An 11,499-nucleotide genomic window follows, 5' to 3' on the forward strand; every position below is an offset into this window, starting at 1 on the left:
GTGCTGCGCGGCAAGCTCAGCGGCGTCGAGCGCACCCCCGGCTCGGCCAAGCCCGACTCGATCCTCACCGTCGACAACGTCGTGCGCCGCTTCGGCGGCATGACCGCCGTCGACGTGCAGCACGTCGAGGTGCAGCGCGGCGCCATCACCGCGCTGATCGGCCCGAACGGCGCCGGCAAGACCACCTTCTTCAACCTGCTCACCGGGTTCGACAAGGCCTCGTCCGCGCCGACTACGTTCAAGCGCGGCGCGGACACCGCCAAGTGGGTCTTCGACGGCAAGCCCATGGGCAACGTCGGCGCCGCCAAGGTCGCCCGCGCCGGCATGGTGCGCACGTTCCAGCTGACCAAGGCCCTCTCGCGCCTCACCGTCATGCAGAACATGCTGCTCGGTGCCCGCGACCAGCCCGGCGAGAACTTCTTCGTCGGCATCGTGCCCCCGCTCTGGCGGGCCCGCGAGCGCGAGATCACGGCCAAGGCCGAGGACCTGCTGCACCGCTTCAAGCTGCACGAGAAGAAGGACGACTACGCCGGCAGCCTCTCGGGCGGCCAGCGCAAGCTGCTCGAGATGGCCCGCGCCCTCATGAGCGACCCCGAGATGATCATGCTCGACGAGCCCATGGCCGGCGTGAACCCGGCCCTGACGCAGTCGCTGCTCGGCCACATCCAGAGCCTGCGCGACGAGGGCACCACGGTGCTCTTCGTCGAGCACGACATGCACATGGTGCGGCACATCTCGGACTGGGTCATCGTCATGGCCGAGGGCAAGGTCGTGGCCGAGGGCCCCGCCGACACCGTCATGGACGACCAGGCCGTCATCGACGCCTACCTCGGCGCCCACCACGACACCGACCTCGGCGACGACTCGCTGCTGACCGACTCTGTGCTCGAGGAGCTCGAGCAGGAGGTGGCGGCCGAGGACGCGGCCCGCGAGGCCGAGGCGACCAGCGCCTCCTCGACCGCGACGGGAGGCGGCACGCCGGGTCGCGACCTGCCCGGCTCCCCCGACCCGTCGACCCCGACGGCCACGAACGCGGCCGACGACCAGCAGAGCGGAGACAAGCGATGAGCGCCTCGACAACCGAGATGCACCCCGGCACCGAGAAGTTCGCCGGCATCGAGCCGATCATGCACGCCCGCGACCTCACGGCCGGCTACCTGCCGGGCGTGAACATCCTCAACGGGTGCGACCTGGTCTGCTACCCCGGCGAGCTCATCGGCATCATCGGCCCGAACGGCGCCGGCAAGTCGACGCTGCTGAAGGCCCTCTTCGGGCTCGTGAAGATCCACTCCGGCGACGTCACGCTCGGCGGCGAGGACATCACGAACCTCAAGGCCAACAAGCTGGTGCAGGCGGGCGTCGGCTTCGTGCCGCAGACGAACAACGTGTTCCCCTCGCTCACCATCGAGGAGAACCTGCAGATGGGGATGTTCCTGCGCCCCAAGATGTTCGCCGAGCGCCTCGAGTACATCTACGACCTGTTCCCCGTGCTGGGCGACCGCCGCGGCCAGCGCGCCGGCTCGCTCTCGGGCGGCGAGCGCCAGTCGGTCGCGATGGCCCGGGCCCTGATGATGGACCCGAAGGTGCTGCTGCTCGACGAGCCGTCCGCCGGCCTGTCGCCCGTGCGCCAGGACGAGACGTTCATCCGCACCCGCCGCATCAACAAGGCCGGCGTCTCGGTCATCATGGTCGAGCAGAACGCCCGCCGCTGCCTGCAGATCTGCGACCGCGGCTACGTGCTCGACCAGGGCCGCAACGCCTACTCGGGCACCGGCCGCGAGCTCGCCGACGACCCCAAGGTCATCGAGCTCTACCTCGGCACCCTCGCCAAGGACGTAGACGACTCCCACTGACCCGGGCACGCGACCTGCGGCGTTGTCGGCGGCGGGCATGGCTCCGCCATGGCCCGCCGCCTCCGCCTTGCATGTCACGCACCCGGGTTGCACGCTGAAGGCCCCGCACGGACTCGTGCGGGGCCTTCGGCGTGTGCGGGGGCTGCGGGGCGGGAGGGGTGTCGGTCATCGCTCGGCGCGCCTCCTCGGGCGGTGCTGCCGCAGGGCGAGAGCGATCGGGTCGGCTGGCGGGCCGAGACGGGGCCTCGGGCGGGCCGGCGGGCTCGGATGCTCTCGAATTCGGAGGGAGGCGGGTCGTGTGCCCTAGGAGGCGCGGGTCGGGCAGCCGAGGAGGTGCGGGTCGGGCAGGCGCCCGGCATGCGCCCCGTAGGCGCCCAGGCGCACGGCAAGCGCCCCGTAGGCGACCCGGCGCGAGACACGCGCCCCGGCGCCAGCACAGGCCCCGCAGGCCCACGGCACGCGCCCCACGAGCCCCGGGCACGCCAAGAGGCCCCGGCGCAACCGCACCGGGGCCTCTCGTCAGGCAGGGACCTGGTTACTTGACCTGGCCCTCGACCGCCGACTGGTAGACGGGGACGTTGTTCTCGTCGAACTTGTAGATGCCGATGAAGGCGCTCGACGGGTCGTTCTGGTCGTCGAACGGACCGATGCCCGACGGGCCCTTGTAGTTGATGTCGTCACCGGCGTCGATGGCCGTCACGCACTCCGCGAAGGTGCTGCACTCGGTGCCGCCGTCGGCACCCGACACCGCGGCCATGTTGGCCTGGATGGTGCCGGAGTCCGTTCCGCCGCCCTTCACCGCGGCGAGCGCGGCGAGGATGACGGCGTCGTACGACTCCTGCGCGTACGAGTAGTCGGCCAGGGCCGATCCCGCGGTGCGCTGGTAGAAGTCGTTGAAGCGGCCCTGCAGGTCGGTCGACGGGAACGCGCCGGGGATGGTGCCCTGGGCGCCTGCGAGGGTGCCCGGGTCGAAGTCCTCGCTGTAGTCGGCGGTGTTGCCGTCCGACATGTAGACCGAGCTGATGTCGGCGCCCTGCGAGATGAGCTCGGGGACGATCGACTTGGTCTCGTCGAAGGCGAGGATGACGATCGCGTCGGGGTCGGTCGCCAGGGCGGCCGTCACCTCGGACGAGAACGTGGTCTGGCCGGGGGGGAACTCCTGGCCCTCGCCGGTGCCGCCGTAGACGACGGTGCCGCCCGAGGCCTCGACCGACTCCTGCACCGAGTCGCGCAGGCCCGTGCCGTAGGTGTCGTTGAAGACGAGGAACGCGACGTTGGCGCGACCGTCGTTGACGATCTGGGTGCCGAGCGCGCTGCCCTGCACCGAGTCCGGCGGAGCGGTGCGGAAGTAGTACGACGAGTAGCCGCTGAGCGCGGTGGCCGTGTTGGCGGGCGAGATCTCGACGATGCAGGCCGCGGTGAGCTGGTCGATGACGTTGAGCGTGACGCTCGACGACTCGGCGCCGATGGCGACCGGGACCTTCGCGTCGATGAGCTGCGTCGCGGCGGCGCTCGAGACGGTGAGGTCGTTGCTGTCGCCGGAGTCCGTGGCGGGGTCGACGGTGACGTCCTGGCCGAGCACGCCGCCGGCGGCGTTGATGTCCTCGACGGCGAGGCCGACGCCGGCCTCGGCGGGCGGGGCCAGGTAGGCGAGCGTGCCGGTGTTCGGCAGGATCGTGCCGATGCGGAGCGCGTCCGTGCCGGGGCTGCTGGGCGCCTCGCAGGAGGCGGCGGGGTCGGCCTTCGTCGTGGACGACGCGGACGAGGAGGGGTCGTCGGTGGAGGACGAGGTGGTGGAACAGGCTGCGAGCAGAACGGAGGCGGCTCCTGCGAGCGCCAGGGCCCTCAGCCCTTTGGTGGATCGGATCATCCGTGGTCCCTTTCATGAAGCGCGTACAGCCGGACCGACACTAGGTGGACGGTCCCCGCGATTGAGAAGAAACTAGGGGCGGATTGTTTCCTGCGTGTGTTCTCCCGGTCACCCGGCCGTTTCGTTAGCAATTCGTGACATCGGCTCAGCACCTCCGCTCCGATCGCGCGCGCGACCCCGACGGCTGGCGAGCACCATGTCGGTGGTGAGCACGATCAGGGCGACCCACACGATCGCGAAGCCGATCCAGCGGCTCGTCGGCATCTGCTCGTGCAGCACGACGACCCCGACGACGAACTGCAGCACCGGGGCGAGGTACTGGGTCAGGCCGATGGTGGCGAGCGGCAGGCGGCGCGCCGCCGCCGCGAACAGCAGGAGGGGCACGGCCGTCACGACGCCGGAGCTCACGACGACGAGGGTGTGCAGCACGCTGACCGAGCCGAACACGACTCCCCCGCCGATGCCGGTGACGGCCAGCACGACGAGCGCGAGCGCCGCGAAGGGCGCCACCGCCATCGTCTCGAGCGTCAGCCCGCCCACGGCGTCGACCCGGCCGCCCATCTGCTTCTTGACCAGGCCGTAGGCGCCGAACGAGAACGCCATGATGAGCGACGGCCACGGCACCCCGCCCGTGCCGACCGTGATGACGACGACGGCGACCGCGCTCAGCCCGATCGCGACCCACTGCACCGGCCGGAGGCGCTCGCGCAGCACGAGCACGGCCAGCAGCACCGTGACGATGGGGTTGATGAAGTAGCCGAGGGCCGCCTCCACGACGTGCCCGGCGAGCGTCGCGACGACGAAGGTCGTCCAGTTGACGACGATCAGCGCACCGGCGAGCGCCATCGTGCCGACGACGCGCCCCTGCCGCAGCAGGGCCAGGAACGCGGGGAACCCGCGGGTCACGGCGAGCAGCACCACGCAGAAGGCGAGCGAGAAGAGGATGCGCCACGAGACGATCTCGAACGGCCCGGACGGCGACATCAGCAGGAAGAACACCGGCAGCACGCCCCAGAGGCCGTACGCGCCGACGGCGTAGGCGAGACCGCCGGACGAGGAGGTGCGGGGGCGGTTCACGAGAGGGCTCTGCGGGTCACGGGTCGACTCTAGGACGGCCCGTGCGGCCCGGACACGAGCGGTGCTGCCACGCTGCGGCGTCCGGCTGCCGATCTGCGGTGCCCGGCTGCCCCTCCGGTGCGCCCCGCCGGCTGATTGAAGCCCCGGACACGACGGAGGCCCCCGCCTGGGCGGGGGCCTCCGGGTGGAGCAGGTGCGTCGTCTGCCTAGCGGACGATGACGGCGAGCACGTCGCGCGCCGAGAGGACGAGGTAGTCCTCGCCGGCGTACTTGACCTCGGTGCCGCCGTACTTGCTGTAGATGACCTTGTCGCCGACGGCGACGTCGAGCGGCACGCGGTTGCCGTTGTCGTCGATCCGACCCGGTCCGACGGCCACGACCTCGCCCTCCTGGGGCTTCTCCTTGGCGGTGTCGGGGATCACGAGGCCGGAAGCCGTGGTCTGCTCGGCTTCGACCTGCTGGATGACGATGCGATCTTCGAGCGGCTTGATGGAGACCGACACGGTTGACCTCTGCTTTCTCGGAACTTCGTAGAACGTGGGCTGGCACTTGCCACGTGCGAGTGCCAACGCAACTCTAGAGCCGGATTGGCACTCGGTCAATCCGAGTGCCAGAGCGCGCCGACGGGGCGGGCCGGTCCGCGCCGGGCCGTCCCGGTGCCCCTCGACGATGCACGAGACTGGACGGCATGGACACCGCTGAGCTGCTCGACGTGCTCTCGCCCGAGGGCCTCCGACTGCTCGACTCGCTGCCTCCGTGGAGCCCGGGCGACGACGTCGTCGCCTCGGTCGCCGCCCTGCGCCGCCAGGGCCACTCCCCCGCCCGCGTCGCCGCCGTGCTCAGCCAGTCGCGCCTGCGCGCCAAGGCCGTGGCCAAGTTCGGCGACTTCGCCAGCCGCATGCTCTTCACCGAGGCGGGCCTCGAGCAGGCCACGCGCCTCCCCGTCGCCGCTCGCCACGCGGGTCGCTACCGCGCCGCCGGCCTGGGCAGCGTCGCCGACCTGGGCTGCGGCATCGGGGGCGACGCCCTCGCCCTCGCCGCCCTCGACCTCGAGGTGCTCGCCGTCGACCGGGACGAGGTCACGGCGGCCGTCGCGTCGTACAACCTGGCGCCCTGGGCGTCGTCCCGCGTGGTGCAGGGCGACGCGGCCACGGTCGACGTCGGCGGCGTCGAGGGCGTGTTCCTCGACCCGGCCCGGCGCACGGCCGGCCACGGCGCGACGAGGCGCCTCGCCGACCCCGCCGACTGGTCGCCGTCGCTCGACGTGGCCTTCGGCTGGGCCGAGCGCCTGCCGACGGGCGTCAAGCTGGGCCCGGGCGTCGACCGCGAGCTGCTGCCCGACGACGCCGAGTGCCAGTGGATCTCGGTCGACCGCGAGGTCGTCGAGGTCGGCGTCTGGTTCGGCCCCCTGGCGCGCCCCGGCGTGGGCCGGGCCGCGCTCGTCGTCGGCGCCCACGGCTCGGCCGAGCTCACCGCCCCCGCCGACTCGGACGACGTCGAGGTCGGCGACCTCGGCGAGTACCTCTACGAGCCCGACGGCGCCGTCATCAGGGCCCGTCTGATCGGCGACCTCGCCCGCCGCCTCGGCGCACGGACGCTGAGCCGCGACATCGCGTGGCTCACCGCGGACGAGGCCGTCGAGACGCCGTTCGCCCAGGTGTTCCGCGTCGTCGAGACGTTCCCGCTCGACGAGAAGACCCTCAAGCGCGAGCTGCGCACGCGCGGCATCGGCCGTCTCGAGATCAAGAAGCGGGGGGTCGACGTCGACCCGGCGGCGTTCCGCAAGCGGCTCTCGCTGCAGGGCTCGCACGCCGCGACCCTCGTGCTGACCCGCGTCGCCGGTCGTCACACGGCGCTGCTCTGCGAGCGCGTCTGACGACCGGCCTACGGGTCGACGGCCGAGGAGGCGCGGGTCAGGACTGCCCGTAGCCCCCGTCGAACGTGCCGGACGACCCGCCGGGCATGCTCGAGAAGAAGACGATCAGGCCGATCCAGATGATGATCGCGAGGCCGACGCCGGCGTAGCCGACGATGAGGCCCGGCAGCCAGAGGCGGCGCGCCGGTCGCTCCTTGCGGCTGGCGACGTGGCCGAGCACGACGCCGGCGACCGAGAACACGACGCCCCCGCCGAAGGTGACGAGCACGGCGAGCACGCCCACGATCGAGCCGACGAGCGAGAGGATGCTCAGCACGCTCGAGGGCTTGGTCGGGCCCGCCGAGCCGTAGGGCGCGTACGAGGTCGCCCAGGGCTGCTGGGGCGCGCCGTAGGGCTGCTGCGGGGCCCCGTACTGCTGCTGGGGAGCACCGTAGGGCTGCTGCTGCTGCTGTGGGGCGCCGTACGGCTGCTGCTGGGGAGCGCCGTAGGGCTGCTGCTGCTGCTGGGGAGCGCCGTACGCCTGCGCCTGCGGAGCGCCGTACGGCTGCTGCGGCGGCACCGGCTGGCCGTAGACGGGACGCGGGGGCGCCTGCGGCGCACCGTACGGAGCCGACGCGGACGGCTGCTGCGCACCGTACGGGGCCGACGCGGACGGCTGCTGCCCGCCGTACGGGGCCGACGCGGGCGGCTGCTGCCCGCCGTACGGGGCCGACGCGGGCGGCTGCTGCCCGCCGTACGGGGCCGACGCGGGCGGCTGCGGCGCACCGTACGGAGCCGACGCCGGCGGCTGCGGCGCACCGTACGGAGCCGACGCCGGCGGCTGCGAGCCGAGCGGCGCCGCCCCGGGGGCGACGAACGGGTGGTGCGACGGCTGCGGCGCGGGCTGCTGCGACGGCGCCCCGGGGAACGCGGTGGGCGGCAGGGGCGGCGAGTCGGCCGGTCGGCCGTGCTCGTCCGCGGGCACGGGAGGGGCCGCCGGCGGGGGCGTCGAGCCCGACGACGGGGCAGGGGTCGGCGCCGAGCCGGGGGCCTGCTGCTCGGGGTTCGTGTCGTCGGTGGCCATGAGGAGCCTTTCGCGTGCGGGACGGCTGCGGACGAGTCGTGCGGTGGCACGCTCAGGATGCGGGAACGGGGCCCGCGCCGGTGAGCGCGGACCCCGTCATGCTATCCACCGACCCGCAGAGGAGCCGGGGCAGCGTGCCTAGTAGTTGTCGTAGGTGCTCAGCCCGGCCTCGGCGGCCGCGGCGGCGAAGATGATCACGACCACGATGAGGATGAGGCCGAGCGCGACGGCGACGTAGCCGAGGATGGTGCCCCAGAGCGCCATGCTGCGGCCCTCTTCGCCGGTCTTCTTGATCTGGCTGAGCGAGATGTGGCCCACGACGATGGCGCCGATGCTGGCGATGCCCGTGAAGAACCCGGCGATGCCGAGGATCAGGGCGACGAGCGCGAGCGAGTTGCGCTGGGCCGGGGCGCCGTAGCCGCCGTTCGGGGCCTGGGGCGCCTGGTAGGGGTTCTGCTGGTAGGCGTCCTGGTGGTACGGCTGGCCCTGGGGGGCCGGGTTCTGGTCGGTCATGTCCCGTGGTCTCCTTGGTCGTGAGGCCCCCACCTTAGCGCGAGCCCGTCCGCCCCTCCCAGGGCGGCGGCTCGCCTGTGGACGGCCCTGCCGAGCCGAGGAGGCGCGGGTCGCCTCAGACCTGGACGACCGTCACCGGGAGGGTCGAGTCCGCCCCGAAGTCGAGCGGCGACGGCGCCCGCCCGCGCGAGACGAGCTGGGCGCCGAGCGCGGCGATCATGGCGCCGTTGTCGGTGCAGAGCGACAGCGGCGGCACGCGCAGCTCGACGCCGGCCGCGGCGCAGCGCTCCTCGGCGAGCTGGCGCACGCGGGCGTTCGCGACCACCCCTCCGCCGAGCAGCAGGCGGGGCACGCCGAGGTCGGCACAGGCGGCGAGCGCCTTCGTGAGCAGCACGTCGGCGACCGCCTCGCGGAAGCTGGCGGCGACGTCGGCGACCGGCACCTCCTGCCCCTCGTCGCGTCGGCGCTCGACCCAGCGGGCGACGGCGGTCTTCAGCCCTGAGAACGAGAAGTCCCAGCGGTGCGCGGCCATGTCCTTGGGCAGGGTCAGGCCGCGCGGGAACCGGATCGCGGCCGGGTCGCCGCCGACCGCGACGCGGTCGATGTGCGGCCCGCCGGGGTAGGGCAGCCCGAGCAGGCGGGCGACCTTGTCGAAGGCCTCGCCCGCGGCGTCGTCGATGGTCTCGCCGAGCAGCTCGACGTCGTCGACGAGGTCGCGCACGTGCAGCAGCGAGGTGTGCCCGCCCGAGACGAGCAGGGCGATGGTCGGCAGCTCGAGGTCGCTGCCGTCGTCGCGGAGCACGTCGGCGCCGACGTGCCCGACGAGGTGGTTGACGGCGTAGAGCGGCTTGCCCGTGGCGAGCGCGAGGGCCTTGGCGGCGCCGACGCCGACCATGAGAGCGCCCGCGAGGCCCGGCCCGCTCGTGACGGCGATCGCGTCGACCTCGTCGAGCCCCAGGCCGGCCTCGGCGAGCGCCGCGCGCAGGGCGGGCTCCATCGCCTCGAGGTGGGCGCGCGCGGCGACCTCGGGCACGACGCCGCCGTAGCGGGCGTGCTCGTCCATCGACGACGAGATGACGTTGGCGAGCAGCTCGGTGCCGCGGACGATCCCGACGCCGGTCTCGTCGCAGCTGGTCTCGATGCCGAGCACGACGGGGGCGGCCGCCGAGGGCGGGCGGGTCGAGGTGGCGGTCGTCTCGGTCACGGCAGCGGCTCGCTCTCGCTCGTCTCGGGCAGCACGACCGGGGCGTCGCCGCCCGCCGGCCGGGTGACGGTCGGGGGCACCCGCAGCCGCATCACGACCGCGTCGACCCCGTCGGGCATGTAGTAGCGGGGGCGCACCGCGATGCCCTCGAACCCGAGGGACTCGTAGAGGCGCTGGGCGCCCGGGTTGTCGGCGCGCACCTCGAGGAACACCTCGCGCACGCCGCGGCGGCGGGCCTCGGCGATCATCTGGCCCATGAGGGCACGGCCGAGCCCGGCGCGGCGGGCGTCGGGCAGCACGGCGATGGTCTGCACGTCGGCGTCGGGGGCCCCGGGCAGCACCATCAGGCCGCTGTAACCGACGATGCGGGTGTCGTCGCCGTCGGGCGTCGCCACGAGGTACCAGCCGTCGGGCGAGCCGAGCTCGTGCGCCATGCCCTCGCGCGACCACGCGTCGGTGACGAACACCGACGTCTCGATCGCCATGATCGCGTCGAGGTCGTCGAGGGAGGCGCGGCGCAGCCGGACGCTCACTGGCTGACCGTCTTGGGCCGGGCCGCGGGCGTCACGTCGGGCTCGCGCAGGTAGAGCGGGGCCGCGTCGGCGAACGGCCGGCCGTGCTCGAAGAGCCGCTCGGCGAGCATGCCGAGCGCCCCCGCCGAGACCACGGTGTCGTCGGGGTCGGTGCGGGGCCACCCCGAGGAGGCGCCGGTCGCCTCGTCGAGGAGCGCCGGCCCCACGAGCGCCGGCCCGTCGACGGCCACGGGCAGCCCGTCGTCGTCGAGGCCGGACCAGGCCGTCCACGCGACCTCGCGGCGACGGGCGTCGGTCACGACGACCAGCGGGGAGTCGAGCCGCCCGCCGGCGTCGGCGACCGTGCGCCCCGCCTGCGCGCTGAGCCGCTCGAAGGCGACGGCGTCGTGGCTGCCGACGGCGAGGCACGGCACGCCGGCGCCGAAGGCGTACGCCCGCGCCGCGGCGATGCCGACGCGCAGGCCCGTGAAGGGCCCGGGGCCGACGCCCGCCACGACGGCGCTGAGGTCGCCGGGCGCGATGCCCGCCTCGGTCGTCGCGGCCTCGATCAGGGTGCCGACGACCTCGGCGTGCCGACGCGTGTCGGCGACGGTCTTCTCGGCGAGGACCCCGCCGTCGCGGTCGACGACGGCGACGGCCGTGCCGGCTGAGGTGTCGATGGCCAGGATCACGAGGTCAATCGTAGGCGGTGCCGCCGACCCGGCCCGCGCCTCCTCGGCGGGGGCGACGGGCGGGTCAGTGGCGCTGCGCGAGGAGGGCGAGCACGTCGGCGTGACGCCCCTCGGCCTCGGCGTCGCGGAGGAACCGCACGCGCTGCACCAGCACCTCCTCGACGTCGGGCTGCTGCTCGAGGATCGCCACGGTCTCGTCGAGGAACTCGTCGAGGGGCATCGCCGACTCGTCGTCCTGCTGGCCCATCAGGGTGGTCCGCACGGCCGGGGGCACCAGCTCGACGACCTGGAGCGGCGTGTCGGCCCACTGCACGCGGAGGCTCTGCGTGAACGAGTGCACGGCCGCCTTCGTCGCCGAGTAGGTGGGCGTGGCGGGCAGCGGCACGAACGCGAGCCCGGACGACACGGTCATCAGCACCCCGTCGGGCTTCGCCGCGAGCCAGGGCCCGAAGGCGGCCGCGGTGCGGATCGTGCCGAGCAGGTTCGTCGTGACGATCGCCTCCGCGGTGTCGAGGTGCCCGGCGTCGCGGAGGTCCTCCGGCTGCATGATGCCCGCCATCGTGACGACGACGTCGAGGTCGGGGTGCTCGGCGGTCACGGTCTCGAACGCGCGGGCGATCGAGGCCGGGTCGGCGACGTCGAGCTCGACCGCGTGCACGCCGGGGTGCGTCGCGACGATCTCGTCGAGCAGGGCGCGGCGTCGCCCGGCGACGATCACGGTGTCGCCGCGGGCCTGCAGGCGCTCGGCCAGGCCCAGGCCGATGCCCGACGTCGCGCCGGTGATCAGGACGGTGTTGCCGGTGGTCTTCACGGTGTCTCCTCGGTGGGGTCGGACGGGG

Annotated in this window: 12 protein-coding genes; 3 read left to right on the plus strand and 9 right to left on the minus strand. The window is 73.5% G+C overall.

The window, feature by feature from the left end:
- Together FHR78_RS08795 and FHR78_RS08800 are read left to right on the plus strand one after the other, a co-directional pair.
- The gene (locus FHR78_RS08795) at window positions 1-1,068 is read left to right on the plus strand and encodes an ATP-binding cassette domain-containing protein (RefSeq protein ID WP_166760744.1); all 1,068 of its coding nucleotides are present in this window, start codon (window positions 1-3) and stop codon (window positions 1,066-1,068) included.
- Between the two features lie 17 nt (window positions 1,069-1,085).
- Window positions 1,086-1,853, plus strand: coding sequence for an ABC transporter ATP-binding protein (locus FHR78_RS08800; RefSeq protein WP_243862412.1), 768 nt, complete (start codon window positions 1,086-1,088; stop codon window positions 1,851-1,853).
- A gap of 535 nt (window positions 1,854-2,388) precedes the next feature.
- Here FHR78_RS08800 and FHR78_RS08805 read toward each other — a convergent pair.
- The 3 genes from FHR78_RS08805 to groES all read right to left on the minus strand — a co-directional run bounded on the left by FHR78_RS08805 (window position 2,389) and on the right by groES (window position 5,303).
- Window positions 2,389-3,723 (minus strand): ABC transporter substrate-binding protein, encoded by a 1,335-nt coding sequence (locus FHR78_RS08805; RefSeq protein WP_166760144.1) that lies wholly within the window; start codon window positions 3,721-3,723, stop codon window positions 2,389-2,391.
- 108 nt (window positions 3,724-3,831) lie between these two features.
- Window positions 3,832-4,800: an EamA family transporter RarD gene (gene rarD, locus FHR78_RS08810; protein WP_166760145.1), complete on the minus strand. Its 969-nt coding sequence runs from the start codon at window positions 4,798-4,800 to the stop codon at window positions 3,832-3,834.
- 206 nt (window positions 4,801-5,006) lie between these two features.
- Window positions 5,007-5,303: a co-chaperone GroES gene (groES, locus tag FHR78_RS08815; RefSeq protein WP_123355202.1), complete on the minus strand. Its 297-nt coding sequence runs from the start codon at window positions 5,301-5,303 to the stop codon at window positions 5,007-5,009.
- 185 nt (window positions 5,304-5,488) lie between these two features.
- On the opposite strand from groES, the gene FHR78_RS08820 reads away from it, so the two are divergent.
- Entirely contained in the window at window positions 5,489-6,676 is a 1,188-nt protein-coding gene (locus FHR78_RS08820; protein ID WP_166760146.1) for a THUMP-like domain-containing protein, read from the plus strand.
- Between the two features lie 37 nt (window positions 6,677-6,713).
- On the opposite strand, the gene FHR78_RS08825 is transcribed toward FHR78_RS08820, so the two are convergent.
- The 6 genes from FHR78_RS08825 to FHR78_RS08850 form a co-directional block, all read right to left on the minus strand.
- Entirely contained in the window at window positions 6,714-7,739 is a 1,026-nt protein-coding gene (locus FHR78_RS08825; RefSeq protein ID WP_166760147.1) for a DUF4190 domain-containing protein, read from the minus strand.
- A 138-nt stretch (window positions 7,740-7,877) separates the two neighbouring features.
- On the minus strand, window positions 7,878-8,252 hold the full coding sequence (locus tag FHR78_RS08830; RefSeq protein ID WP_166760148.1) for a DUF4190 domain-containing protein: 375 nt from the start codon (window positions 8,250-8,252) through the stop codon (window positions 7,878-7,880).
- 115 nt (window positions 8,253-8,367) lie between these two features.
- Window positions 8,368-9,456 carry a tRNA (adenosine(37)-N6)-threonylcarbamoyltransferase complex transferase subunit TsaD gene (gene tsaD, locus FHR78_RS08835; protein WP_166760149.1) on the minus strand — a complete coding sequence of 363 codons (1,089 nt, stop codon included), beginning with the start codon at window positions 9,454-9,456 and terminating at the stop codon, window positions 8,368-8,370.
- Window positions 9,453-9,989, minus strand: coding sequence for a ribosomal protein S18-alanine N-acetyltransferase (gene rimI, locus FHR78_RS08840; protein ID WP_166760150.1), 537 nt, complete (start codon window positions 9,987-9,989; stop codon window positions 9,453-9,455). Before rimI ends, tsaD begins: the two co-directional genes overlap by 4 nt.
- Complete coding sequence (tsaB, locus tag FHR78_RS08845) at window positions 9,986-10,660, minus strand: tRNA (adenosine(37)-N6)-threonylcarbamoyltransferase complex dimerization subunit type 1 TsaB (protein ID WP_166760151.1); 675 nt, start codon at window positions 10,658-10,660, stop codon at window positions 9,986-9,988. The genes rimI and tsaB overlap by 4 nt, the downstream gene beginning before the upstream one ends.
- Before the next feature lie 64 nt (window positions 10,661-10,724).
- Entirely contained in the window at window positions 10,725-11,471 is a 747-nt protein-coding gene (locus FHR78_RS08850; RefSeq protein ID WP_166760152.1) for an SDR family NAD(P)-dependent oxidoreductase, read from the minus strand.
- Between the last annotated feature and the right edge of the window lie 28 nt (window positions 11,472-11,499).

The organism is Frigoribacterium faeni (assembly GCF_011761235.1).
Lineage (GTDB): Bacteria > Actinomycetota > Actinomycetes > Actinomycetales > Microbacteriaceae > Frigoribacterium > Frigoribacterium faeni_A.